This is a genomic window from Flavipsychrobacter sp. (assembly GCA_041392855.1).
Classification (GTDB): Bacteria; Bacteroidota; Bacteroidia; order Chitinophagales; family Chitinophagaceae; genus UBA5543.
The window spans coordinates 2,473,151-2,499,691 of record JAWKLD010000001.1 but is presented as its reverse complement, the minus strand read 5'-3'; the positions used below and the strand labels follow the sequence as shown (position 1 = coordinate 2,499,691).

At 40.3% G+C, this 26,541-nt stretch carries 28 protein-coding genes; 11 read left to right on the top strand and 17 right to left on the bottom strand.

Annotated elements, in window-relative coordinates:
- Positions 1-4: 4 nt before the first annotated feature.
- Positions 5-625 carry a 2-thiouracil desulfurase family protein gene (locus R2800_11585; GenBank protein ID MEZ5017687.1) on the top strand — a complete coding sequence of 207 codons (621 nt, stop codon included), beginning with the start codon at positions 5-7 and terminating at the stop codon, positions 623-625.
- A gap of 71 nt (positions 626-696) precedes the next feature.
- On the opposite strand, the gene R2800_11580 is transcribed toward R2800_11585, so the two are convergent.
- The 9 genes from R2800_11580 to R2800_11540 form a co-directional block, all read right to left on the bottom strand.
- Positions 697-2,904 (bottom strand): OmpA family protein, encoded by a 2,208-nt coding sequence (locus R2800_11580; protein ID MEZ5017686.1) that lies wholly within the window; start codon positions 2,902-2,904, stop codon positions 697-699.
- 267 nt (positions 2,905-3,171) lie between these two features.
- Positions 3,172-4,011 (bottom strand): translation elongation factor Ts, encoded by an 840-nt coding sequence (tsf, locus tag R2800_11575; GenBank protein ID MEZ5017685.1) that lies wholly within the window; start codon positions 4,009-4,011, stop codon positions 3,172-3,174.
- A 110-nt stretch (positions 4,012-4,121) separates the two neighbouring features.
- Positions 4,122-4,979 (bottom strand): 30S ribosomal protein S2, encoded by an 858-nt coding sequence (rpsB, locus tag R2800_11570; protein MEZ5017684.1) that lies wholly within the window; start codon positions 4,977-4,979, stop codon positions 4,122-4,124.
- 45 nt (positions 4,980-5,024) lie between these two features.
- Entirely contained in the window at positions 5,025-5,414 is a 390-nt protein-coding gene (gene rpsI, locus R2800_11565) for a 30S ribosomal protein S9 (GenBank protein MEZ5017683.1), read from the bottom strand.
- 28 nt (positions 5,415-5,442) lie between these two features.
- Positions 5,443-5,886, bottom strand: a complete 444-nt coding sequence (rplM, locus tag R2800_11560) for a 50S ribosomal protein L13 (GenBank protein ID MEZ5017682.1) — start codon at positions 5,884-5,886, stop codon at positions 5,443-5,445.
- Between the two features lie 378 nt (positions 5,887-6,264).
- The gene (locus tag R2800_11555) at positions 6,265-7,356 is read right to left on the bottom strand and encodes a cytochrome c peroxidase (GenBank protein MEZ5017681.1); all 1,092 of its coding nucleotides are present in this window, start codon (positions 7,354-7,356) and stop codon (positions 6,265-6,267) included.
- Positions 7,353-8,375 carry a cytochrome c peroxidase gene (locus tag R2800_11550; protein MEZ5017680.1) on the bottom strand — a complete coding sequence of 341 codons (1,023 nt, stop codon included), beginning with the start codon at positions 8,373-8,375 and terminating at the stop codon, positions 7,353-7,355. Before R2800_11550 ends, R2800_11555 begins: the two co-directional genes overlap by 4 nt.
- Positions 8,376-8,378: 3 nt before the next feature.
- Complete coding sequence (locus R2800_11545) at positions 8,379-9,344, bottom strand: MbnP family protein (GenBank protein MEZ5017679.1); 966 nt, start codon at positions 9,342-9,344, stop codon at positions 8,379-8,381.
- Positions 9,345-9,433: 89 nt separating this feature from the next.
- Positions 9,434-9,820 (bottom strand): hypothetical protein, encoded by a 387-nt coding sequence (locus R2800_11540; GenBank protein MEZ5017678.1) that lies wholly within the window; start codon positions 9,818-9,820, stop codon positions 9,434-9,436.
- A 231-nt stretch (positions 9,821-10,051) separates the two neighbouring features.
- Here R2800_11540 and R2800_11535 point away from each other — a divergent pair, with 231 nt between their 5' ends.
- Positions 10,052-11,638 carry a hypothetical protein gene (locus R2800_11535; GenBank protein MEZ5017677.1) on the top strand — a complete coding sequence of 529 codons (1,587 nt, stop codon included), beginning with the start codon at positions 10,052-10,054 and terminating at the stop codon, positions 11,636-11,638.
- A 90-nt stretch (positions 11,639-11,728) separates the two neighbouring features.
- On the opposite strand, the gene R2800_11530 is transcribed toward R2800_11535, so the two are convergent.
- Positions 11,729-11,947: a hypothetical protein gene (locus R2800_11530; GenBank protein ID MEZ5017676.1), complete on the bottom strand. Its 219-nt coding sequence runs from the start codon at positions 11,945-11,947 to the stop codon at positions 11,729-11,731.
- Between the two features lie 61 nt (positions 11,948-12,008).
- Between R2800_11530 and R2800_11525 the strand changes: the two genes are divergently transcribed.
- The 4 genes from R2800_11525 (at position 12,009) to R2800_11510 (ending at position 14,173) form a co-directional block, all read left to right on the top strand.
- Positions 12,009-12,275: a helix-turn-helix transcriptional regulator gene (locus R2800_11525; protein ID MEZ5017675.1), complete on the top strand. Its 267-nt coding sequence runs from the start codon at positions 12,009-12,011 to the stop codon at positions 12,273-12,275.
- A gap of 132 nt (positions 12,276-12,407) precedes the next feature.
- Entirely contained in the window at positions 12,408-12,929 is a 522-nt protein-coding gene (locus R2800_11520) for a DinB family protein (GenBank protein ID MEZ5017674.1), read from the top strand.
- Complete coding sequence (locus R2800_11515) at positions 12,899-13,303, top strand: DUF1801 domain-containing protein (protein ID MEZ5017673.1); 405 nt, start codon at positions 12,899-12,901, stop codon at positions 13,301-13,303. The genes R2800_11520 and R2800_11515 overlap by 31 nt, the downstream gene beginning before the upstream one ends.
- Positions 13,304-13,330: 27 nt before the next feature.
- Positions 13,331-14,173 (top strand): GNAT family N-acetyltransferase, encoded by an 843-nt coding sequence (locus R2800_11510; protein ID MEZ5017672.1) that lies wholly within the window; start codon positions 13,331-13,333, stop codon positions 14,171-14,173.
- An 88-nt stretch (positions 14,174-14,261) separates the two neighbouring features.
- Here the strand turns inward: R2800_11510 and R2800_11505 are convergent, their stop codons facing one another.
- From R2800_11505 to R2800_11495, 3 genes are all read right to left on the bottom strand, one after another.
- Positions 14,262-16,055 (bottom strand): M2 family metallopeptidase, encoded by a 1,794-nt coding sequence (locus R2800_11505; protein ID MEZ5017671.1) that lies wholly within the window; start codon positions 16,053-16,055, stop codon positions 14,262-14,264.
- Positions 16,056-16,080: 25 nt separating this feature from the next.
- A complete protein-coding gene (locus R2800_11500) occupies positions 16,081-17,364 on the bottom strand; it encodes a M28 family peptidase (protein ID MEZ5017670.1) in 1,284 nt (427 codons plus the stop codon).
- A gap of 114 nt (positions 17,365-17,478) precedes the next feature.
- Positions 17,479-18,699: a beta-ketoacyl-[acyl-carrier-protein] synthase family protein gene (locus R2800_11495; protein ID MEZ5017669.1), complete on the bottom strand. Its 1,221-nt coding sequence runs from the start codon at positions 18,697-18,699 to the stop codon at positions 17,479-17,481.
- 103 nt (positions 18,700-18,802) lie between these two features.
- Between R2800_11495 and R2800_11490 the strand changes: the two genes are divergently transcribed.
- The 5 genes from R2800_11490 to R2800_11470 all read left to right on the top strand — a co-directional run bounded on the left by R2800_11490 (position 18,803) and on the right by R2800_11470 (position 22,258).
- Positions 18,803-20,047 carry an RES family NAD+ phosphorylase gene (locus tag R2800_11490; GenBank protein ID MEZ5017668.1) on the top strand — a complete coding sequence of 415 codons (1,245 nt, stop codon included), beginning with the start codon at positions 18,803-18,805 and terminating at the stop codon, positions 20,045-20,047.
- Between the two features lie 135 nt (positions 20,048-20,182).
- Positions 20,183-20,983 (top strand): RNA polymerase sigma factor, encoded by an 801-nt coding sequence (locus R2800_11485; GenBank protein MEZ5017667.1) that lies wholly within the window; start codon positions 20,183-20,185, stop codon positions 20,981-20,983.
- A 44-nt stretch (positions 20,984-21,027) separates the two neighbouring features.
- Entirely contained in the window at positions 21,028-21,537 is a 510-nt protein-coding gene (locus R2800_11480) for an SRPBCC domain-containing protein (protein ID MEZ5017666.1), read from the top strand.
- A gap of 7 nt (positions 21,538-21,544) precedes the next feature.
- Positions 21,545-21,958, top strand: a complete 414-nt coding sequence (locus R2800_11475) for a hypothetical protein (GenBank protein MEZ5017665.1) — start codon at positions 21,545-21,547, stop codon at positions 21,956-21,958.
- 63 nt (positions 21,959-22,021) lie between these two features.
- Positions 22,022-22,258: a hypothetical protein gene (locus tag R2800_11470; GenBank protein ID MEZ5017664.1), complete on the top strand. Its 237-nt coding sequence runs from the start codon at positions 22,022-22,024 to the stop codon at positions 22,256-22,258.
- Positions 22,259-22,331: 73 nt separating this feature from the next.
- Here the strand turns inward: R2800_11470 and fabG are convergent, their stop codons facing one another.
- The 4 genes from fabG to R2800_11450 form a co-directional block, all read right to left on the bottom strand.
- Positions 22,332-23,066, bottom strand: coding sequence for a 3-oxoacyl-ACP reductase FabG (fabG, locus tag R2800_11465; GenBank protein MEZ5017663.1), 735 nt, complete (start codon positions 23,064-23,066; stop codon positions 22,332-22,334).
- 11 nt (positions 23,067-23,077) lie between these two features.
- Positions 23,078-24,631 (bottom strand): aromatic amino acid ammonia-lyase, encoded by a 1,554-nt coding sequence (locus tag R2800_11460; GenBank protein MEZ5017662.1) that lies wholly within the window; start codon positions 24,629-24,631, stop codon positions 23,078-23,080.
- A 113-nt stretch (positions 24,632-24,744) separates the two neighbouring features.
- The gene (locus R2800_11455; protein ID MEZ5017661.1) at positions 24,745-25,545 is read right to left on the bottom strand and encodes a DUF3108 domain-containing protein; all 801 of its coding nucleotides are present in this window, start codon (positions 25,543-25,545) and stop codon (positions 24,745-24,747) included.
- 32 nt (positions 25,546-25,577) lie between these two features.
- Positions 25,578-26,531 (bottom strand): lysylphosphatidylglycerol synthase transmembrane domain-containing protein, encoded by a 954-nt coding sequence (locus tag R2800_11450; GenBank protein ID MEZ5017660.1) that lies wholly within the window; start codon positions 26,529-26,531, stop codon positions 25,578-25,580.
- Between the last annotated feature and the right edge of the window lie 10 nt (positions 26,532-26,541).

The window sequence follows — 26,541 nt, the reverse complement described above, 5'->3', positions numbered from 1 at the left end:
TGCTATGACAGATAGAGACTATCTAAAGAAACTTAGAATACCAACTCCTGAAGATCCATTAAGAGTAATGTTAAGTGCTTGCCTGTTAGGCATTACTTGTGGGTATGATGGTAGTGCCAATGGAGAGTATCCGTCGGCACTAAAGCTGCTCGACTACAAAACGATAAAAATTACAAAATTTTGTCCTGAAGATTTTTCTTTTGGTACACCAAGAGAAATGTGTGATATACATGGTGGTACAGGTATGGATGTGTTGGAAGGGAAGGCCAAAGTGTTAACAGAAACTGGGGTAGACTGGACAGAAGGCATGATCAAGGCATCGGAAAGAATGCTGGAAATAGCCAAGCAAGAAGATATAGAGTTGGTCGTAATGATGGATATAAGTGCGGCCTGTGGTAGCCAGGTAATATATGATGGCAATCGTTTTGCGGCAGAGAAAAAATATCAAATAGGTATGGGTGTGGCTGCAGCACAGCTAATGAGAGGAGGTATTAAAATTATCAGTCAAAGAGATTATGCATCTTTAGAGATATTATACAATAAGCTTGACAGTGCACACACAATTAATACAGAGCTTATAGACCATCATGAAATAGAATGGTATAAAGAGTACTTCAATAAATAATATCAACTTACATACAATAATAAAGCCCTACCAAACGGTAGGGCTTTATTTATTTGGAATGAGAATGGCGATTATCTCAATTTCATATCCATTACTACACGGCGGTTTTTAGCACGGCCTGCACGTGTTTTATTATCAGCTACAGGTTGAGACTCTCCATAACCTTCAGCTTTTAGTCTGCTAGAAGCGATACCTTTAGATTCAAAGTAAGCTTTCACAGCATTAGCTCTTTCTTTAGATAGCTTTAAGTTAACAGCATCACTACCCGAAGCATCAGTATGGCCATCAATGGTCATGTCATATTCAGGATGGTTGTTCAATATCTCAACTATCTTATCAAGTAGTTCATGAGAACCTTTTCTGATAGAAGCTTTGCCTAGGTCAAACTCGATAGCAGTTGCTGCAAACTCTAAAGTTTTCTTCTCTTCAACAGTTATCTCTGGGCACCCTTGGTTTGAAGCAGGTCCTGCAACTTCCGGACATCTATCTTCACCATCTATAATACCATCACCATCGCTATCAGGGCATCCGCCATATTGCGCTAAACCTGGTACTGTAGGACAAGCATCTTCAATATCCACTATACCATCGCTGTCTGTATCAGGGCAACCTTGATATTCTTCTGGTCCTGCTTTTTCAGGGCAACGATCTTCGCCATCAGCAATACCATCACCATCAGCATCAGGGCAACCATCAGCAGAAGCAACACCTGGAACTTGAGGACATTTGTCAACAGAGTCTAATATGCCATCACCATCTTGGTCTGGTATAGGGCAACCTCTTAGCTCCCAAGTACCTTTTTCTTTCTTACACTTATCTTTCTTGTTCGATACTAGGTCTCCGTCAGTATCTTTTGGTTTCTTTTTGTTGAAAGGAATAGAAGCTCCGAAGTAGAAGTTAAAACCGTTTGTGCTATTGCTGAACAAGCCGGCAATATCATCACTACCTACAAAGAAACCTCCTACACGTGCTCCAAGACCAGCTCTTACATTCTTAGCTAAGAAATTGTAAGTAATCGGTACACCTACACTGAACACACGAGTGTCCCAACGAGGAGTAACAGTTAATTGACTATAGATCGTATTACCATGTACATTACGGTTTGCTACATTGGCAATGAACATAGCATTAATGTATAGGTTCTTTACTGCGTGGTAGTCTACATTGGTTACTAATGCAGTTGGCAATACAACGTTTGTAGATCTTTGACCAGTGCTGCTATCTACTCCAAAGCCGTGGCTCTTAGCATAGTTTCTCAAGCTATTGTAGCTACCGATGCTATCAGCAAGCGTAGCACCTTTTATATATCCATTACCTGTGATGTTCAAGTCAAAGTTGTTCTTACCCTCGTAGGTGATAACACCAAAGTCAGTAACTGCTACCGAGAAACGTAATTTGTATTTATTAACGGCATCGTTAACAATGTTGGTATCGCCGTCCATATCGTATCTATACTTAGCATGATTTGGTCTCCACTCATATACAAAACCAAAGTCGCCACCTACGCCCTTACCAGCTGAGCCAAATAGATAATCGTTTACATTAGTACCAAACTCTCCGTTAGCTATAGTAGTACCAAATTTCATATTACTATTAGTAACCACAACAGAGTCTTGAGCACCATAAGAAACGGCATTGATATTAGCACTGGTAAGACTTACATAGCCCGCACCCATAAGGTAGCGTACTGTAAGACCACCCTTTACAAAGTGCTTACCACCGTCATATAGCACACCACCATAGGTAAGACCTATTTCAGTCCACGCATGAGTAGTGTAGTTAAAAGAATTACCTGAGTTAACTACATAATTACTACTAGCAGAGTTTCTAAAGTCTTGGTCTACTATAGTACGATATAGGTTTTTGTTGAAGTCGTGAAACTGATTGAAGGCACGCACACGAGTGGTTAACGCAAGTCCGTGTTTTCTACCTATGCTTACCATAGCACCAGGGCCACGTATCTCGGCATAAGGAGCCATAAGGCTGAACTTATCATTATTACCAAAAGTATATGCCTTTGATATATCATTATTATTCGGGTCGTTGATATACTTTATAGCCTCGGAAGTATTGATCTTAGCTAGGTTATTATCCAGACCTACATTAAGAGAAAATAGATCGATCGTGAACTTGTGCCTACTATCTGCTGCATTGGCAGGGTTAAGGTACAAGCTATTGGTACCGCTCCAGTTACTTGTGGAAATACCAATGTAGCGCTGTGCTGATGCACCAAAAGACAGCAAGGCTACAAGACAAAGGAGTAAAGATATTTTTTTCATAAAGTATGTTTAACAACAAAAAAGTAATAAATGGTAATAGCGTATTACTTCAGTTTGCTATAATCTTAATGCAAAACAAATAAATCTTTCTAATTAATGAAAGAATATAATATGTTTCAACTTTAAATATTGATTAATAATGGTGTAAAAGTACAGTGTGATTTTGCTGCAAGAATACCTTATTTCAGGTATTTTAAATACGTATTTATTCGTATAAAAAAAGCCGTGAAAATGTATCCACGGCTTTGTTATTGTACTTACTGAATATTATCCTGCTACTGCTACGCGTACGAAGCTAGTAACTGTAAGGCCAGAAGATACAGCATCAAGATGCTTACCTACTGTAATGCTATTATCTTTTACGAAAGGTTGAGGAAGAAGTGTGTTCTCTTTGAAGAACTTGTTCAACTTACCAACAGCGATCTTCTCTGCCATATCAGCAGGTTTACCTTCTGCTTTGATCTGGTCAACAGCTATTGCACGCTCGCGCTCAATAGTTTCTTGAGGTATGCTGTTTTCGTCAACACCTAGTGGGTTCATTGCAGCTATTTGCATAGCAGCGTCTTTACCTGCACCAATGATATCGTCGTTAGCAGCTTGGTTCATAGCTACTAATACACCGATACGGTATCCTGCGTGGATATATGCAGCAACAGACTCGCTAGTTACATGCTCATATCTTACGATATCTATTTTCTCACCTATTTTACCTACTACCTCAAGAAGCTTGTCCGCTAGAGTAATATCACCCATTTTAGCTGCTTTAAGCTCATCAATAGTAGCTGCTTTAGTATCAATAGCAAGGTCTGCTACTGATTGAGCAAAAGCAATAAACTCTTCATTTTTAGCTACGAAGTCAGTCTCAGAGCTAAGGTTGATGATAACACCAAAAGTATTGTCAGCATTAGCTTTAGCGATCACAACACCTTCGTTCGCTTCTCTATCGCTACGTTTTGCAGCTACTTTCTGTCCGCTTTTACGAAGAAAATCGATAGCTTTTTCAAAATCGCCATCAGTTTCGATTAATGCCTTACGACAGTCCATCATTCCAGCACCTGTTTGCTTACGAAGCTTATTTACATCTGCTGCAGATATAGTAACACTCATTGTTTAAATGCTTTAAAAAGTTTTTATTAAAATCTTGTACGAAATTCGATATTCATGCTTAAAGCCCCAAACATGGGGCTTTAAGGCTATATTATAATTTATATTAAGACTTACTTAGCTGTTTTAGAAGCTCCGCTTGCCTTAGGGCGTCCCGCGCCTTGCTTCGGACGGCGTTTTTTCTCTTTCTTCACATCATCATCATCATCGTTGATGTTCACGCCACGCTCTCTTGTTTCTACTTCTTCAGCTTCTTCAGCTTCAGCATCTTTATTTTGAGCACGCTCTTCTAAACCTTCCATGATAGCTGCTGTAAGGTATTGCGTAATGATAGCAATAGACTTAGTAGCATCATCGTTTGCAGGGATAGCGAAATCTACTTTTGTAGGGTCGCTATTAGTATCTACCATTGCAAACGTAGGAATGTTCAAACGTTTAGCTTCTGCTAGTGCAATATGCTCGTGAGAGATATCGCAGATGAATAATGCAGCAGGAGTACGTCCCATTTGAGAGATACCACCTAGTACTTTCTGCATTTTATCTTTATTACGTGTAAGTGTAAGACGCTCTTTCTTAGTAACGCTCTCTAGGCTACCATCTTCAAGCATTTTTTCAATGCTCTGCATCTTCTTCACGCTCTTACGGATAGTGCTGAAGTTAGTCAACATACCACCTAACCAACGCTCAGTAACGTGAGGCATGTTTACTTTCTCTGCGCTTTCAGAAACGATCTCTTTAGCTTGCTTCTTAGTAGCAACGAACATGATCTTCTTACCGCTTTTAGCGATAGATTTCATTGCAGCAGCAGCTTCTTCCAACCCTTCGATAGTTTTGTTCAAATCGATAAGGTGGATACCATTTTTCTCGGTAAAGATGTATGGTAACATCTTTGGATTCCACTTTTTCTTTAAGTGACCGAAATGAACACCAGCTTCTAATAGTTGCTGATGTAGGCTTTTATTATCTTCCATTTTATAATTTCTTGACAGTTAAACAATAAAGAATACAACCAGCGATTAACGTTTAGAGAACTGGAAGCTACGGCGTGCCTTACGCTTACCGAATTTCTTACGCTCTACAGAACGAGGGTCACGAGTCAATAACCCAGCATGTTTCAACGTTGGGCGGTTTTCTGCATTTACTTCACAAAGTACACGTGCAATACCAAGCTTAATAGCTTCTGCCTGACCTTTAGGGCCACCACCTGTAACATTGATAACGATATCAAAGCTATCAGTAGCTTCAAGAGCTTTAAGCGGAAGTTCTACCTGATTTTGCAAATACATCAGTTGGAAGTACTCCTTGTATTCTTTGTCGTTAACCGTGATGTTGCCAGTACCTTTGCTCAAGTATACACGAGCAACGGCTTGTTTACGGCGACCTACGGCATTTATTTGCTTCTCCATTATATTGAGGATGAATTTTACGGTTTAATTAAAACTTAAGTTCCTTTGGTTGTTGTGCTTTGTGCGGATGCTCAGCTCCGTCGTACACGAATAATTTCTTGTACATAGCACGTCCAAGACGATTCTTAGGTAGCATACCTTTTACTGCACGCTCTACAACAACGTTAGGACGGCGGCTTAGAAGGTTTCTAGCTGTTTCACCTTTCTGACCACCAGGGTAGCCACTGAAAGTTTGATACTCTTTTTGGTCTAGCTTGTTACCAGTAAATTTTACTTTGCTGCTGTTTAATACGATCACATAATCGCCACAGTCAAAGTGAGGAGTGTAGTAAGCTTTATTTTTACCACGTAGCACTGAAGCTATCCTAGTACACATGCGGCCTACAGGTTGGTCAGTAGCATCAACTACATACCAATCACGCTTTACTATCGTTTCGTTAGCAGATTGCGTTTTAAAACTTAGATGTCTCATTGTTAATATTAGTATTTTCTCTTTATGGCTTGCCAGTACTGCAATACAACTGTACAAGCCCCCAAAATCTTTTGAGGACTGCAAAGGTAGGTTTACACCACGATTGTAACAAGAAAAATGTTAGGATTTTTTACCCTACTTCTGTAACTAATTGATTATCAGTAAAATTTTCGCAAATATTTTTTAAACCTTACGTAAAAAGCAATAAAAAAAGAGGTGCTAGATAGCACCTCCATAGGTAAACGACAACACTATATTGTCACTACATGCTTATGAAAAACAGAGGGTTAATCTGTTTTGTAGCGTTTTATATAACGTTATGTTGCAAAGTTAGGTCATTTTTTAATGCTATTTGTTATAAAAGCGTAGTCTTTTCATTTAAAACGGACTTGTGAAACGCTCATCTTTAGCTAAGGTTTCATCCGTTAAAGTTTTTAAGAAGGCTACAAGGTCTGCCTTGTCTTGCGCTGTTAATCTTAACCCTGTGTTGGTAGTTGCGTCCAGAGCTAGGTCAAGTGTAGGCGATTTTTTGATACCATTATTATAATGATCTACCACTTCTTCCAAAGTTTTGAACCTGCCATCGTGCATATATGGAGCAGTAAGCGCAATATTACGCAGTGAGGTCACTTTAAACTTTGCACGGTCTTTAGCGTCTTTGGTTACTTTTTCTCTACCAATATCCGATTGTTGTCCGGCAGGGTCCAAGCCATTGTTCATATATAAGTTATTAGAGAAGTTGAACCCGCTATGACAGTGCGCGCAGTCTGCCCCTGATTGTGCCGGTAGAAACTCATTGTATTCTTGGAAGAATAGCTGTCTGCCACGCTCCTCACTTGCAGTAAGGGTAGCGGTGCCTGCTTTGTATTTATCGTATTTAGATTGGTTGGATACAATGGTATTCATAAATTGTTCCATAGCCAGAGACATACGCTCTTTGGTGATCTCGTTACTACCAAAGGCTCTTAAGAACTGGTCGCGGTAGGTTTGGCTGGCAGTTAATTTATTAATAACATTTTCCAATGTCTCATTCATTTCCAATGGGTCTTGTATCGGCATCAGAGACTGGTGACGCAAGAAGTGAGCACGCCCATCCCAAAAGAACTCATTGGTATGCCATGCCGTATTGAAAATGGCCATAGCCTGACGGCCGCCTCTCTTACCTTCTACACCAATTGAAAATGTGGCTGAGTCAGAAAAGCCATGTGTTTGTAGGTGGCAGCTGGCGCAAGACTGGCTACCATCTTTCGATAGCATCTTTTCATGAAAGAGCATTCTACCCAATGCTACCCCCTCTTTAGTAGGAGTATTACCATTAAAGTTGGGTTCAGGAAAAGGCCCTTTCTGAAAATCGTACACCGTAGCATCATACTGTGGCGTATTATTCGTATTAGTGTTCGGATCTTTTCGGCAATAGCTTAGTGCTAATAGTAATAACGCCGAGCTGCTGATTATTATATATTTTTTCATTCTTGAAAGCTTTGGTTTGTAATAAACTCATCATCGGTGAGCGATCGTAGAAAAGCCACTAGGTCAGCTTGCTCTTCTTTGGTCAGCCCCAACGGACGGATGATGGTGTTTTTATTAGGATGTACAACTCCTCCACTATTGTAGTGCTGCACTACAGCCTCTAGCGTAGCTATAGAGCCATCGTGCATATATGGAGCTGTTACGGCAATATTTCTTAAAGTAGGTACTTTAAATCGAGCACGGTCTTCTACTTTTCCTGTAAGGCGCTCTCTGCCATTATCAGGATAGTCTTTATATAACCCATTATTTTCAAAGCCATAACTAGTAAAGTTGAACCCCGAGTGGCAGGAGCTGCAATTGGTCTTATCGCTGAAGAAAAGCGTCATGCCTCTTTTGGCGGCAGCGGTTATAGCCCTATCATTACCATTAGTGTATCGATCGTATTGGCTGTTGCCACTCACGATAGTACGCTCAAAAGTGGCCAGTGCCCTTGTGATGACATAGGCATCGGGCACACGGTTGAAAACAGCCTTGCTTTCCGCTACATATTCAGGTATTTGGTTCAGCCTTTCGGCAATGTCAATAATATTATAGTTAAACTCGTTGTGCTCTTGTATAGGTACTAGTATCTGCATTTCCAATGTGGGCAGCCCTCCCTCCCTTGTATAGTAAGGGTGGTAAGCCACATTGGCTAGTGTTGGTGCATTTCTGGTGCCTGCTGCATTGCCTGCGCCAAAGCTTTTGGCAATGTTGTCGCTAAAGGCGTTGGCTACTTTATGGCAAGAGGCGCAACTGATAGAATGATCTACAGAGAGTGCCTTGTCGTAAAACAATTTTTTGCCTAATTCCCATTTTGCCTTGCTATAAGGGTTCTCTTCAGGAAATGGTATTTCAGGAAAACCCTTTGGCGCTATGGTGACATCTTTAATTGTTGTTACCAGAGGCACTTGCCTTTCGCATGCAGCGCTAAACAGAAGCACCAACAGTAGCAGTGCTACTGTTGAGTACCTAATAGTCATTGCCTATAGTATTTCTAGTTTTTGTACTAATGGGCTAGCGCCTTCAGCAGTTGCCTTTAAGAAGTATAGGCCTGCATGATCTATTTGTATAGACATGCTACGCTGACCCATTGCTTTCTCTTTAGACAATACAAGACGACCCTGTACATCGTATACCGCAATAGTGGCAGCCTCATCACTACCGAAGCTTAGGTTTACCGAACCGTTGGATGGGTTAGGATATACATTTACTTGAGTAGTTGCCTTAGCAGTAGTAGCTACAGATACCGGGTGGCCAGGGTAGAAAACCGACTGGTTGAAGTTTTGTATCAAAGCAGCGGCTTCCATATTATCAGCATGCGATAATAGACCCGATGAGATATTAATATTCTTCAACCCTTGCGTATAATCGGCATTGATGGCAATGATGATCTTACCATTTTGAGTAATGCCCGATACTGGTACTGTGGTTTTAAGGAAGTTAACATCTCCTATAGAGTGTATCTCCAATACTTGGTCTAAGCTACTACCTGCCTTACCCTCTAGCGCAATAAAGCGATAACCACCTTGCCAGCCCCAGTGCATGGATGGCGACTTAGGTGCCAGTGGATGACCGTTTGGTTGTAAAGAAGGATCGGCATGGTTGATAGGCGTATCTACACCAATGTAAAAAGAGATGGCCTCTACATTGGTAATATTGAACGAACCTAGCTGACTGGTAACGTTCTGGTCGCCATTGGCCAATATATAATGGTTAGGCACGTCTGTTACCATACCACCATCGTGCTTGATGCTTATTTTAGATACATAATACTCAATACGGGTGATGAAAAAATCATTGCCCAAATTGTTTTTAGCATTGGTATTGAAGCTAAATGGTGAGCCACTTAGCTTGTGGGTAATGTGTAGTTCAACAGGTGTTTGCGCCTTAGCCATGCTCAGGCCAAAGAATAGCGCTATACTTAATGAAAGTAATTTTGAAAATTTCATATTAGATACTTTTAAGAATTTGATAAATGGTAGTAATTGCTCATAGCCTTGGCTATAGATGCATTTCATCAGGGTAACTCAAAAAAGTATCAAATCAAGAAACTGCAGTGGAGTAGGTGTAGCCGTACTCCCGGTATGACCAGAGGCGGAGAATGCCCCTGTTGTGGTACTGCTGCAATAGCATCAGTATGTTGTACATCGGCACTGGCATAGTGTATTGGCAAGGCCGACGTGATATTTTTACTAGGCAGGGCTATTGTTTTGGCATGGTGCTGGTCGTCTATTTCTAGCTTTACCTCTTTGTTATCGCAGCAGCCATGGCTCATCTCGCTCTTAGCACAGCAAGACATTTTCTCTTCTGCTTTGAAAAGCGTCACATACCTAAAGTTCTTGCCACAGTAGTGGAAGGCAAAGGACACCTCAACAATACCAGCTAGGTAGAGCAAGGAGATGAATATGACGAGTAGCTTCTTCAAAACGAGACTAAGAATCAACTATAAATATAGGAAAAATCTACAAGTAATGCTTGTAGGTACAATTAATTCGACAGGACTGTTGTCATTCTGAATGGTGAGGTACTGTTGAGCCTATTAGTACGTTAGAAGTGCTTGTCATTTCGACCAAAGGGAGAAATCTACCAAGTATTAGTTTAGCAGCTTAACACCCTGTTCTATTTTCTTATATTTAAAGAACGAATACACCACACCATGAGCGACACACCCACACAGCCAGCCCAAGAACGGCCACGTAAAGAAATTTCTGCCGAAGAGTTTATTAAAATATGGAAGGGGGAGTATAAGGGAGTAGCAGGGTATGAGGAGTTTTACCAAGAAAAACATGATCAAGAGTTTGTTGTTTTTAAAGGCTATAAAGTAATAGGGGAATTAGTTATTGAAGAGGAAACACTGCCCAATATAGAGTTGTTCAATATATTAACTAGTTTTTTTTGTATAAAATATTCTACAATTGGAGACTGTAGTATCTCTGATTCAGAAGTAGATTTATTTAATATTTATAATTCTGAAACTCAAAATATCAATATTTTACATTCAATAATAAATGGGTTCTTTTTCTTTACGTCTACCATCGGGAATTTTAATATTACTGATTCAAAAATTGGTGATATAATTACTTTTGGTTCCACCATAGGGTATCACTTATTTTCGAATACAAAATTTAAAGATATTGTTATCACAAGTTGTACTACAGGATATCTTAAAATTATAGAAAAGGCAATTGTAAGAACTATAAGTATTGAAAAGTCTGAAGTTCCTAGCATAAGTCTTTATGGAGAAGTATGTATAACTAGTATAGAACTTAAAGACTTGACAACACAGAGTAACATTTTTGAGATGCAAGATAGTAGCATTCGTTCTCTCTATTTACAGCTAGATAAGCCTTATACTGTAAAAGTAAAAAAAAATGAGTTTCCTACAGGAATAACTATACTGAATATTAATGAGAGCCTTTTTACATCTGAAACCTATATACTTATTTCTGATATATATATAAACCAATTAAGAGTAAATTCATTAATAAATAATGGCACTATTATTTTTAATAATATTAAGCCTGTAAAAGAAGTTTTAATTAATAAAAACATATCAAAAACAAATAAGGAATACAACCATAGTGTTCACACCAAATCCCAGTTAAGTATTAAGAACTCAGATCTAGGTAATACCCAATTCATCGGTTGTGATCTAGCATCGTTTGATAAGTTTGAGTTTAAGAACTCTAAAATGGCTCAGGTATTTTTAGCAGATACTTCCTTACCTCATCGAAATAAAATAACGACAACTGGAGACGCAAATAAGAATGAGCAAAGACATTTAGCATTAAGTCAATTCAAAAAGATATATGAGGGGCAGGGTGATATGGTTAGAGCAGCAGACTTTAGAGCACAGGAGATGGAGGTATATCGTAGCCAACTTAAGCCCATCAAACAATTTGGTACATGGCTCATACTTTCATTTAGTTTTTTAACCAGTAATTATGGTAACAGTATATGGCGACCACTATTTTGGTTGTTTTGCGTCCACTATTTATTGTTCATGTTAGCTTTAGGTTTTAACGCTTTTGATTTTGACACATTAACTAATACTCAAGAGATTACTAATGGTTATTATTTTCTAGAGCAGAAAGTATATGCTTTCTTTTACCTAATGAGCCCGTTACGGAAAGTTTATCTTTTTAAATATGACTGGACTATTTTAATTGATTTAATGATGCGTGTCTGGTCGTCATATATGATCTACAATTTCATTCGTGCATCAAGGAGGTTTATTAAGTAACAATCCCGTCATGGCGAGCGTTAGCGAAGCCATCTCAAGACCACACATTTCGTGAGACTGCTTCGTCGCTTTACTTCTCGCAGTGACGCACTACAGCCCCTTAAAGAACAAAGTAGGTGTAATACCCAAAAACATAGTAAGTGCTAGTACAGTAAGCAAGTCCATATCCACTCCCTGTTCATAAAGCAGGTATTCTTCTATAGGTATGTCATAGTCTTTGGCAAAGGCTTCGGGTGTATCGTACCCTGCGGCTATACGTAGCTCTTTAATGCGTTGCCCCAGCTTATTGAGTTCCAGTTCTTCGTTCATAGCGATGGTATTTGAAAACAAACATAAATAAAAATTTCCAAAAGGCACCCTATAGGGTACCATGTGTTTTTCAAACCATTGCTACTTTTCGCTTACTGTGGTTACCAAAGTAGACAAATACGTTATCCAAAAAGTATTGGAATTAAGAAAAGAGAAAGGCATCTCTCAGTCTCAGCTTGCTTTTGAGATTGGCTATAGCTCTAAGTCTTATATTCAGAAAATAGAAAGTGGTAAGTATGACAAGAAATATAATGTTGCCCAACTCAACGAAATAGCCAAAGCTTTGGGTTGCAGCCCTAAAGATTTTCTCCCTCAAGAACCGATGTAGTAATTGGTGTCACCCTGAACTTGATTCAGGGTCTCGCGACATGAGTGCAGTGTTACTCGAGATTGCGGGTCGTAGCCCGCAATGACAAATGGTACCTCTCGCAGTGACGAAAAAATCCCGTAATTTACAGCCATGCAATACAACCTGAACGAAGCAGTCACCATACTTAGCCGCACGCCCGAAGTGCTGAACAGTTTATTAAAAAACCTCCCTAAAGATTGGGTAAAGAATAATGAAGGTGCAGACACCTGGAGCCCCTACGATGTAGTGGGGCATATGGTGCATGGAGAGCGTAAGGACTGGACGGAACGGATGAACATCATCCTATCTGATGCGGAGGATAAAACCTTTCAACCTTTCGACCGTTTTGCACAGCTTACCGAAAGCAAGGGCAAGTCTATGGAAATACTGCTGGAAGATTTTGCCATACTCCGTGCGCGCAATCTATTACTATTGCAAGAGGCAAATATCACCGATGTCGATTTGGACAAAAAAGGTATACACCCAGCATTGGGTGAGGTTACTCTGCGTCAGCTCTTGTCTACCTGGGTAGTGCACGACCTGAACCATACCGCACAGATAACCCGTGTGATGGCTAAACAATACAAAGAAAATGTAGGGCCTTGGCAGGAGTACTTACGCATCTTAAAATAACCGTCCCTTTCCCTATGCTTAAAAGTACTGATCAGTTTTATCTGGATAAAGAAGAGCCCAATAAAAGCTGCCTGTTGGCACTACGCAGCATACTCACTAATCATCACGAGCAGATAACCGAAACCAAGAAGTATGGTATGCCCTGCTTCTGCTACAAGGACAAAGCCATCTGCTACATGTGGATAGATAAGTGCACTAATCAGCCCTACCTGCTTATGGTGCATGGTATGCTGATAGACCATCCCCAATTGGAACAAGGCGAGCGCAAGCGCATGAAGATATTTCGTGTAGACCCTAACGAGGATATACCTATGGACGATATTGCTTATCTGCTCAACGAATCTATAAGAATTACAGACGGCAAGAAAGCATAAAATTGCGTATATTTGCTATAGTAAATTATGTCATTTCAATACCATACACTAAGAAGTATACCGTTGGCAGATATAGCTGCTGCGTTCAACCAGTCTTTTGCTGACTATGCTGCCCCCTTAAGTATTACACCGCAACGCTTGGCTGAAAAAATAAGAGCCGAAGGTATAGACCTTGACCTGTCAATGGGCGTTTTTGATGGTGCAAAAATTATCGGTTTTGTATGGCACTCTACTAGAGTGATCAATGGTAAAGAGATAGCTTACAATGGAGGTACGGGCGTGATACCTGAATATCGTGGTAGGCATTTAGTACGAGAGATGTATCGCTTTATACAACCCTATTTTAAGCAAAGAGATATATCGGGCTGCACACTAGAAGTAATTACCAATAACATACCTGCTGTAAAAGCTTATGAAGGTTTGGGCTTTAGGGCAAAGCGTACATTGAATGTTTATAAGGGAGTGCTTAAGGGTGAATGTGTGCATGTGGTAAAGGAAATGACGTCGCTCAACTTTTTGGATGTAACACAATTTTGGGATTGTGAGCCTGCTTGGCAGCATACTGTAGCAGCTATCAATTTGGCTATCGAAGAAAATAAGATTGTTGCCATAGAAAAAGATGGCGTGGTGGTAGCCTATGCCGTATTTTACCCTGTAATATCTAGACTGAAACAATTGGCTGTTCATAAAGACTACAGAAGGCAAGGTATGGCTACCAGTCTGTTACAATATTTGCAACAACAATATGGGGAGTTTACCTGTGCCAATATAGACGAGGGTTGCATCTCTATCAATCAACTCTTATTGCAAAGAGGTATGAGCAACACCATACAGCAATACGAAATGTGGAAAGAGGGTATTGACTTTTAGTTTTTGTAACAAAACGTAACATTTCGTAACAAAAAAATCCCCCACCAAAATGGCAGGGGAATAAATCATCAGGTTGCTACCGATAATTTTAGTTCAAAGTATATGTTCTACCCTCGTTCTCTTTTTTCAGCCACTCTACCAACGGTTGGAAGTATTCTAGCATAGCTTTGGCATTTAGCTCTTCGCCAGTGCTCTCTTTAAGCACCTCGCGCCAGTCTTTACTAGCACCCGGATAAGTGATACCTTTTAAGAAATCACCTATTCCAGTTTGGCCATAGTAGTTAGTAGCTCTTGGGTCTTGCTTTAAGATGTTCTTGGCAATATGGTTATGCAGTTGGTACAGGATCACATAAGATAATGCATAGTCGTAGTATTGTGCAGCATCATTATTGATATGTGTTTTAGTAGCCGCATCGCAATACTCCTCGCCACGCTCTGTAGGTGGTACAATACCTTGGTATTGCTTTGCTAAGTCCCACCATTTCTTATTAAACTGGTCTGCAGGGAGGTTGTCTACATAAAGCGCTTTCTCAAAATGACTCATGGTACCGCAAGAGAAGAACATGAATACTACAGAGTTCATAGCTTCTTTCATCAAGCTTTGTACTTCATTGGTCTTAGCATCTGCTGCCACTAGGCCACGACCTATGAGATAAGGTTTCTGCATCGCAGCCATACCCATCATACTACCTATAGCCTCATGATAAGCGCGGTTAGCGCCACCACGTAGTAATGGCGGCACATCAGGATTAGTATAGGTCATATAGTAGTAGATATGCCCTAGCTCGTGGTTGACTGTTTCCCACCATTCGCTGTTGGGCTCTACACTCATGAGGCTACGAACATCGTCGCCAAGGTTCATATGCCAAGCCGATGCGTGGTTGTTCTTTTTCACATTGCTATCAGCTGGGTAAGGATACAAGCTAGATTTTGTCCAGAATGTTTCAGGCAGGTTAGGGAAGCCAATGCTCGTATATAGCTTTTCTCCTTCTTTAGTTATCCACTCAGCAGACTTCTCACCAAGTATACCATTGATATCTAAACCCTCTACTTCTATTGCAGCACTCCAGTCTTGACCCCAGCGGTTAGGTAGCCAATGTGCAGGGATATATTCTGGAACTTCTTTTTGATTATATTTCTTAGCTAGTTCATAACGCATCCAAGTATGCAACTCACGATATAGAGGACGAAGTTCATCCATCAATTGAGTCATGCTGTTCATCATCTCTTGGGTTTCCATATCATACTCACTTACTTGATAAGTGAAGTAATCGTTATACCCCAAAGCCTGAACAGTTTGGTTGCGTAAGTTTCTAAGGTTTACCAAGCCATCTTTTAATGTAGGACCTACTTCTTTACTTGCATTCCAAGCAGCCAATCTTTTGTCTAGATTGCTTTCTGTTCTTAGTGTTTCGTCAATATCGTTTGTGCTGGCTTTTTTACCATTCAGCATATATTGGAAACCAAACAATTTTTGGTTCTGGTCTACCTCGGCAGCAATGCGCTCTTTCACCACATCGGCTACAGTTTGTGGATTGTTAGCAGCAGCATAAAGTATGGCTTCTAGTTGCTTTACTTGAATGTCTGTGAGGTTGTCTTTTTCTGCTAAGTACTTTTTAGCATTTTCAATGTTCTCTTTGCTACCAGTGAAGAGTGCCATTTCCTCGCTGGCCTTTTTAGCTGCATTGGCAATAGTTTCGTCGCCTTCTATTATTTCTGTATTGGCTTTCCACTCTGCTTCGCTGGCAGCAGCGTAAAGAGCTACATATTTTTCTGTGTAGGCATCAATAAATGCTTGTGCCTCTTCGCCACTTTTGCCTGCATTGTTACATGCAGAAACGAATAGTACACAGGCGCATAATGCGGTTATTAGTTTTTTCATAAATGGATTGTTTTATGTACGGTTTCTATTTTGTATTGGTTAACGATTTTGTGAGGTCTATTAATAAATGGCTCAAGTCATCCACATTTTCTAAAGTTATTTCTTCTGCTACATCAAATACATCATGATAAAAAGGTTTGCCACCCATGCCATATATAAACACGGCAGGCACACCATTTTTACTAAAGAAATAGTGATCGCTATTACTAGTACGTTCTCTCTTCTTTATTTGTTTGAGGTATTTATGTTCTTTATTGATTTGCGCCAATAAGTCAAACTCCGGCTCGTGTGAAACGCCGTTTACAACAGTGATGCCATCGTTGGCATAACCTGTCATATCCATATTGATGAGGAAACGAATGTTTTCCAAAGGAGCAATTGGGTGTTCTGTATAATATTTAGACCCCAACAAACCTGCTTCCTCGCCGCTGAACAACATAAAGGCAACTGAATAACGCTGTGGGTGTTGCGCAAAATAGTCCGCCATGTACAATACTAATGAGGTGCCGCTGGCATTATCGTGCGCACCTGGGAAAACAGTTTCTTGCCCCATACGCCCTAAATGATCGTAGTGGGCAGAGAAGACGATGAAGCTATCGGGCACTTCAGTTCCTTTTACATAGCCAATTACGTTTTTAGAAACGTAGTGCGGTACAAAATCGGCATCCACTGTGGCTACTACCTCTAAAGGTTGTTCGGTAAGTATGGTATCTTCTACATAGAATATGGTAGCGGGTGTAACGTCCTGATTGGCCGTCCATATCATTTTGCCATGTTTAGGAACGAGGAATAACCCCTCGGGTAGCTCGTGTGCAAATTTTCTAATACCCAGTCGTAAACTATTGGTAGGCACATCAGCATCTTGCAGATAATAAGCACCACCTGGTTTGATACTTTGTTTTACTAGCTCCCAGTCGCTTGAGTCTTTTACTTTACCCAACTTCAATGTTTTGAGTTCTTTCTTCCAGCCATGCCAAGGCGAGCTGGCAGCATGCACCAAATAGTCTTTGCCTGGGCGCAGCATTTTACCATTAATGCTTAGCAATACATCTCCCGGAAAAGTATTGATATCGAAACTATAATCTTGAAAATAACTACCGTCAGCTTGCAATGGCAGTACGCCTGATGCCTTAAACTGATCGGCAATATACTCTGCCGCAATACCTCCACCATTGTTTACATAACCCCTACCATGCATGTCGGGTGCAGACAAGGTTTCAATTCTCTGCTTTATCCAAGCCTTCTCGTTTTGGGCATGGCTAGCTATAGCTATAAATGCCAAACAGGCGGTAATGATCGTCTTTTTCATACTCAGGTATTGCTATCGAGGATACCAAAAGTACAAATTGACAAGCGGAATATCTCACCCCAGATGGGTGGATTTATAATAAAGGAGTAATGAAATAGCCAATACTTGGGGATATTACCCTTTCCACTTCTTCACAATAAGTGAAGAGTTGGTACCACCAAAGCCAAAGGAATTGGATAAGAAGGTATCAAATTCGCCCTTCAAAGTTTCGGGTATGACATTGATCTTAGCTGAATGCTCATCAGGATTTTCGAAGTTGATATTGGGTGCCATGAAGTCGTTTTGCATCATGAGCATAGAGTAGACAATTTCACTAGCCCCTGCCATCCAACACTCGTGCCCTGTGAGTGACTTAGTAGAACTCACGGGTATCTTACCGCCAAACACCTCATATATCGCTTCTGCCTCCATACCATCACCTGCTGGTGTGCTGGTAGCATGGGCGTTGATGTACTGTATTGTTTTTACATCTATCTCTGCCGCTTTTATAGCCCTACCTATGGAGCGTACCTGACCATCTACACTAGGGTTGGAGATGTGCTGCCCGTTGGAGGAGAAACCATAACCCAATACCTCTGCCAAGATGGTAGCCCCACGTGCCTGTGCTGACTCTAGGCTTTCCAATATTACCGTTGCTGCTCCACCACCTGGTACCAAGCCATCACGGTCGCGGTCGAAAGGGCGAGAGGCACGTGTAGGTGCATCTTCACGGGTTGAGAAAGTACCCAGTGCATCGAAGTTGGGCATGGAGTAGATATTGACCTCCTGCGCACCACCACATACTACACGGTCCTGTAAACCTTGCTTGATGAACATATAGCCCAAGCCAATAGAGTGCGACCCACTGGCGCATGCGGCACTAATGGTAAAGTTGACCCCACGTAGCTTGAAGATAGTAGCCAAGTTCATAGTCACTGTAGAGTTGAGCACTTGGAACACAGAGCCCGAGCCTACCAGCATAGTATCTTTCTTCTCTCGGATGATGTCTATAGCTTCAATAACAGGCTTGGCAGAGCTATCATTGCCGTATATGATACCTGTTTCGTTCTGCTCAAAAAACTCGGTAGTAATGCCTGCCTGCTCCATAGCCTCCAACGTGGCAATGTAGGCAAACTCTGCCTGCTCAGGCATCATGATGCGGGAGCGACGGTCGAGCAAACCTTTGAGTTGCGGACGTTCTACAAAGCCTGTTAAGCCGGAGCGGTAGCCCATTTCTTTACGGGCAGGGTCTAAGATAATACCCGACCTACCATGAAATAGCGAATCCGTTACCTCTTCTTTGTTCTTACCCAAAGAAGAATAAATACCCATGCCTGTAATGACTACTCTGCTCATACCGTAAAGTTAATAGAAAGATGAAAATAGTAAAGAGGGAGATTATTGTTAGATTGAGGAGATATGACTTATATCTAAAGAATATCCATAAATGTAATATTGTATGGCAAGTTTTGAAAAGGCAAAGGAAAAGCTGTTGAAGACTCAAGGCATGCATCCTTATTTTGATGAAAAGAATAAATATAAAGGCAGTGCTTTACTTTGTTCCAATTGTTTTAATGATGAGGGGCTAAGAATTGATGCATCCAAAATCGGTATTGATAATAATGATAAATGTCCAAAATGTAGTTCAGAAAAAGGCTATAAGTTAACTAAAGAATTGGTACGAGAATTATGCTATCGCTTTTTTGTAAGAGGTACTATAAAAAAATTTGAATATGGAGGATGTCCATTAATACAAATGAATGAACAACATTTTAATGAATCAAATATTCATATATCACCATGGTTGAAGAATGATGTAAACTTAATTGAGCAAGCAGGGGAGATAGGACTTTTTTATTATGGACCTAGGTTTTGGATGATGGGAGAAGTTATGCCTCTACAATCCATAATACATGGGGAAGAGGTAGGTCAAGTAATTAGTAAAATACTGAATCTATATCCTAAACACATATTAAATAAAGACCATCCATTTTATCGAATTAGAGTTAATCCTACAAACGCTAATGAATATTCTCAGTATGATAGTCCTCCTATAGAGTACTGTGGCACCAATAGATTTGACGACAAGGATTTTCCAATTTTATACGGTTCTCCTGACCTGGAATTATGTTTACATGAATGTAGGATAAAATCAGAGGATGAGATATATGTAGCTAAGCTTGTTCCAAAATCAGAATTGAAAATGCTAAATTTGGCTGCATTAGTTACCGAAGAGGGAGAAACAGAGTTTACAAGCATAGACCTTGCAATTCACTTTCTTTTTTTAGCCGAAAACCATTCTTACCATCTTTGCCGTTTAATAGCCAAAGAAATCCAAAAAGCAGGGTTTGATGGCATTATATACCCTTCATATTTTAGTTATTTAAGAACTGGTCACATTCCCTTTGATACAGTATTAGGGATGTCTATTAGGAAGATACCGCAATTAAAAGATTTCTCTCAATCTCAAAGTATTCCAAATGTTGCTTTATTTGGCTCACCAATAAAAGACGAGAAGTTAATAGTCCATTCTATTAATAAAGTTATAATTAATAGCATAAAGTATGATGTTACTTTTGGCCCGTCATATTATGAATCGAAAGTAGCAAGTATGCCTAAAGATCAATATCTAGAAATGAGAGTTAAAGAATATGAAGATGCTTTCAAGAATGCTACAAAGTCGGCTCAAAATGAAAAGGAGTAACTTCATGTTGTTACTCCTTTCCGCTATAAAATATTTTTTACTAAAGACTAGGTATACAAGCCACCATTGATAGATACTACCCTTCACCTGCATTCTATACCCTGATAATACCTTGCAATTCCCTATTTTTATTTAATGGATAACGATATACTCACCAAGGAATTTGAAGCCTGCAAAAACCAGCTTAAATCATACATACTACGCATCACCACCAGTGTGCACGATACAGAAGATATTATACAGGATACCTACATCAAAGCACAGACCAAACTTGACACCTTTCGTGGAGAATCCTCTCTTAAGACATGGATATTTACCATTGCCTCCAACCAGGCAAAAGACCTACTAAAAGCTAAAAAGCGTTGGCCTGAAAATGTAACGGATATCTGTAAAGACGCTGCGATGAATTCCGCAACTTTTTTCCAGGAGGCGATGCATATAGCGCATACTTCGCCACAGGGTAGTTTTGAGATCAAGGAGCATATAGCATTCTGCTTCACCTGCGTGTCTAGATCCCTGCCTTTAGAGCAACAGTTGACCATATTGCTCAAAGAGGTCTATGACTTCAAAGTAAAAGAGATAGCCACCATCCTCCAGCAGTCGGATGCTATGGTAAAATATTACCTGCACACCGGCAGGAGCAAAATGATAGAAGTATTTGACCATCGCTGCTCGCTTATCAACAAGCGGGGGGTATGCCACCAGTGCTCAGAGCTGAATGGGGTATTCAACCCCAAACAAAACCAACAGGAGGCTTTGGCAAAGCTGCAGCTTGTAAAAGATGCCGAAAGCAAAGACAAAGAGCAGTTATTCGACATCCGTATGCAGGTTTTGAAAGGGTTAGACCCATTTAAATCAGGCGCAGCAGATTTACAACTACATCATTTAGAGCACAATAGAAAGGTTATGGAAAAATATTTAGAAAAAAATAGCTAAAACCTTATCATTCGTTTGTGCCCAGTCGTCTAAAAACGAAAACGATGAAAAAACTATTATTGATCGCTTTTCAATTATTTATGATGACAACAACGAATGCACAGAATGGTAAAGCTACTACCATTAAAAAGACCTTTAGCAGGCAAACAAAAGTAAGTATTGACATCAATGCAGATGCCGCAATAGTTTGGGTACTGTTGACCAATGCATCAGATTTTCCCAGGTGGAATTCTACGATCGTATCTATAGATGGGAAGATAAAACAGGGCGAAAAAATCAAACTAGTATCAACACTTGCACCTGAAAGAGTATTTAAAATAAAAGTAAAAGAAATGCAGCCTGAAAAAATGATGCATTGGGGAGATGGCAAAGGCGACAGGTATTTTACAATTGAAAAAAATGCAAAGGGTGGCGTTACTTTTACTATGGAAGAGAAAATTGGGGGATTGATGTTCCCCATGTATGCTAAATATATTCCGCCGTTTGATGAGAATTTTGAACAGTATGCAAAGGATTTAAAAAAAGAAGCCGAAATAATTGCAAATACTAAATAACTACACAATGAATTACAAGGAAAAAATCGGAACCAAAGACAATCCGCTAAAACTACATACACCGCCGCAAACCTCTGAGTATACCATGCATGTGGAGGAGAAAGATGGGAAGGATGTATTGATGTGTACAGTAGGTACAACAAAACTGTATTACGACATCAGGTGTTTGGAAGACCTGCACAAAATGCTGAAGCAACATGGCGACTGGATGGAGCTTGGCAGCAAAGACGAAAAGCAAGATACTTCAGAAGGCACGGTAGAGCATTGGGGGCGTTCCGCTGACAATCCGATTGGTGGTTGGTATGGTTTACGTAAAGGCTATCGCGGGCGTTTTGGTATGTATATACCACCGCTTATGGAAGCCCTTGGCCTGGCAGAACTTACACACGAAAAGCGAGGTAATAAAATGAAAGCTATATAAACAAAACTATTTAACAAGCAGCTTTTCCGTCTTGTTGGAGTCTAACCAGCAAACAGTAAAGGAGTGGAACAATTTCTCGGTATATTAGCACAAACAGATGACCTTATGAATTTTAGCAGACTAAAAGAGTTGTTCAATTATGCCTTGTGGCTATGGTTACTAGCACCTTTGGTGTTTACGGTTAGTGTGTCTGACTATAAGTTGTTTTTAATAAAAGGAGTGGGTTTTGCAGCTGTATCGGCTCTTGTATTTTATGGCTTGGATATATTAGTAAATAAAACACTTAGGCATAGCAAGTGATATAATGACTTCTATAAAAAAGGGAGCAACTTCATGTTGCTCCCTTTCTGCTATAAAATATGTTTACTACAGTTTAGGTATACAAGCCTCCATTGATAGATACTACCTGCCCTGTGATGTAGCTTGATTTGTTAGAGGCTAAGAAACCTACTAGGTCTGCGATCTCCTGTGCTTCACCAAAACGTTTCATCGGTATCATAGCCGATAGTTCTTTTTCATTCAGCTCTTCGGTCATGTCGGTCTTTACAAAGCCCGGTGCTATGGCGTTTACCGTTACGTTACGTTTAGCAATTTCTTGTGCCAATGCTTTTGTTGCACCAATCATACCCGCCTTAGCAGCAGAGTAGTTTACCTGTCCCGGAGTGCCTTTCAAGCCGCTTAGCGATACCATATTGATAATACGACCGTAGCGGTTCATCAACATAGGATTTAGTACACATTTGGTAACGTTGTACATGCCCTGTAGGCTAGTGTCCAGTACACTGCTCCATTGGTCGTCGGTCATGCTCATCATCAGTGTATCGTGGCGCACGCCCGCATTGTTGATGAGTACTTCTACTATAGCATTTTCATTCGCTGTCATCCAGCCGCCCAATACTGCATCTACATCTGCCTTGTCCGCTACGTTGAAGTTGAGCGCTGCTGCGTCTACTCCTTTTTCTTTTACTAAGGCTACAGTTTCTTCAGCCGCAGCTTTATTGCCTTTGTAGTTGACCAATACAGAATAGCCCATCTCTGCCAGTGTGATACAACAAGCTCTTCCAATACCTCTTGAGCCACCAGTTACCAGTGCGTATTTTTGCTTCATAATCTTTTGTACTAAATCTTCTTTTTAAAACGCTCTACCACGTCTGTTTCTTTCAGCCAGATCTTTACCTCTTGTAGTTTGTGTGATGCCGAGAAGTCGTCTTTGAAGAAAGGAATAATTGATCTTACATTTTTGTATACCCATTTAGTAGCAGGAGACATTTTGCCAGAGATGCCTCTGATGTCTATAGCCTGTACCAATGCCAATGCTTCTACCGCCAATACTTCAAACGTATTGTCAATAACACGGTGGCACATCATAGCCGCATTGCAACCCATACTCACGATGTCTTGGTTATCGTTATTGTTCGGTATGCTGTGGATGTACATTGGGTTACTCAAAGTTTGGTTTTCCGCGACTGTAGAAGTAGCTGGATATTGCATACCCTGTATACCAAAATTCAAGCCCAGCTTGCCTGCATTAGCAAATGGAGGCAGCTTTTGGTTCAAAGCAGGGTTTAGGATAAAGTTGAGCTGACGCTCAGAAAGCATAGATAGCTTAGTGATCGCCACCTTTAGCTTATCCATTTCCAACGCTATATAATCGCCATGGAAGTTGCCACCATGGAAGATGTTTTTGTTCTTACGGTCTACAACAGGGTTGTCGTTTACAGAGTTGAGCTCATCTACAATTACCTGCTCGGTATTCAATACCGTATCGAATATAGGACCTAGTATCTGTGGTACACAACGTAGCGAGTAGTACTCTTGTACTTTATCTTCAATAAAGTCTTCCGTTACTTTTCTGTCGTATAGATGCTCGTGACGGTTGCGCATCAAGCGGCTGCCGTTACCCAGTATACGCATCATTTCCGCTACAGCACGTTGTCCGTTGTGTTGTTTTACATTATTCAGTTCGGCAGAGAAGTGGTCGTCGTAGGCTTCCATCATCTCATTGACCATTAGCGATAGTAACATGCTCCACACCACCAGGCGGTGACCACGTATCACGTTGATACCACCAATACCCGTCATTGCCGAAGTTCCATTAAGCATAGCCAAGCCTTCGCGAATGTGAATGTTCAGCGGAGTAAGCCCTAGCTTTTTATATACAGCTTTGGTCTTCATCTTCTTGCCGTCCAGCCACATTTCGCCCTCGCCGATGAGACCAAGAGCCAAGTGTGCTAATTGTACCAAGTCTCCACTAGCACCTACACCACCATGTGCGTAGATACAAGGGTATGCCTTAGCATTGATCAAAGCTTCCATTAGCTCTACCAACTCAGGGTGTATGCCCGAGTAGCCTAATAGTAAAGTATGCAAACGAGCCACCATCATAGCACGGCATTGTGTAGGGGTCAATAACTGACCCATGCCCGAGCTGTGGCTACGTATTAGATTGTATTGTAGCTGCTCTCTATCAGTATCGTTGATGCGGTATTGAGCCATTGGCCCAAAGCCCGTATTGATACCGTAGATCAACTTGTCTTTTGAGAAAGACTCCAGGAAGTCGAAACTGCGGGTCACTTCCTTCATAGCAGTTGCTGCAACTTTGATAGGCTGTTCGTGCAAAATGATCTGCTCAAATGCTGCTATATCCAATGGCTTTCCACCCAGTGCAATCATAATTCAATAAGGATAAAATAATGAGGTAGGCAAAAATATAAAAAAGAATGGGTTGCATATAATTATACGAGATATTACGTATAAATACTGCCTAAAACTTATATCTAAGACTATTATCGTTTGCTAATAAGTGCTGTAAAAGGGTTTCTGAGGTTTTCAAAGCCCATAAGATCCACTTTTACACTACCTACTATAATAGGGCTATCTACCCTTAGCGGTATATGGTTTTTATCATCGCTAACCCATACACTCATTTTTTCTCCACCGCTAAACATAGTACCGTCAATCAATAACGGTTTGATTTTGATAGAGTTGAAAGTACCGTATTTGGTTTTGATACGCTCTTTGCCCATGTATTTAATATATAGGTGATAAACAGTTTCATCCAAGTACATGTCAAAAGGTATCTTATCTCCCGGCTTATACTTATCATAATCTATGTTTCGGGCATAGTATATAGTAGATAGTACGTCTTGAACACAGCTAGGTACGTCAATTAGTCCGTCTTTGGTCAGGGCTTTACCATCTTTATGGTTGAAAGTAGCACTCTTATAAAATTTCAGCCCGCCTTCACTAACATCTCTCACAAACTTCACAGGTAGCAAAGTATTGGTATCTATAAAAGTTTCATATTTATCTCGTACTTTATAAAACCACTCGTAAGATTTATATGTTCTTCCATCTCCAACAATATGGTATACGTCTCTACCTGATTTTTTCTCTAGTGTGGTGGTAAATACAGCTGTGCCTGCACCAGCCCATATCCAGCCCATATTGTAATAGACATTGAAAGTGAGCTTTTCTCCTACCTTAAAGCTGGTGTTTTTAATACCGCAAAAATTGTCTTGTGCCTTCAGCATTAATGGGCTGATGAGCAATAAGAATATGTATAAATAGTTGTTTTTGTTGTTCATAATCCCTGTTTTTAAAGTCATCTAATCTTCTTCTAACGGAATAATTTCATACGTATTAGTAATACACTGCCTAGTATAGCTGGTATGGCAAGGTTAATGATCCATAGTCCTACTGTGGCGGCTAATATACCTACAACATTATCAGAAAAATGTTGAAAAAGATAAAGGCTTACAAATCCTCTTTCTCCCAGTTCTATTATAGTTAGCGAAGGTACTACAGATACTACGCCAAAAAATAATGCACATGTAAATAAGCCATCTATCAAAGACACTTCAACATTCATCCAGTATATCAAAAACAAATACTGTGCCGTGTAGATACTAAAACGTAGAATAGAGATACCTAAAATTGTTAATTGTTCTCTAAACGTAAAACGCTTTAACAGTTTACCATACACGTTAAGGCGCTTGAGCCAAGAAATGTTAAAACGCTCAATAAGCGGTATCCATGTTTCAAATTTCCAATAGGCTATGAATAGAATAATGGTTACTACTAGTGCCGGCAGTAATAAAACCCGCCCTAGGGTATCGTCTATTACCAAATTGTAATATAACAGGCCTAAAAAGCCACAAATGAATAAGGTAAGTATTTGTGCTGTAGCACCTAATATGGATACACTAATAAGCCTGACTGTATTTTTTCGCTTTAGGTACAATATCCTGCCAGGGTATTCTCCAAGTCTGTTTGGTGTTACAGTAGCAAAGGCAATACCGGCTATATAGCTGGTAAAAGCATCTTTATAAGATAGTTTTTGGGCAGAATTGGCTAACAAATGCCACTTTTTAGCTTCCAGAGCCAAGTTGACAGGTAGCAGTAGTATGCAGACAATTAAGAAAATATTGTGCCCCGTTGCAAATAGTTCGCTAGGGTTGGCGCCTACTTTATCTATTTGTTTCATCACCTGCACATAGATACCCCAAAGCATTAATGCCGATAGGGTGCCTCCGATCAGGTAATTGAGCCATATTTTGGTATTTTTGTTCAAATAGAAAAAG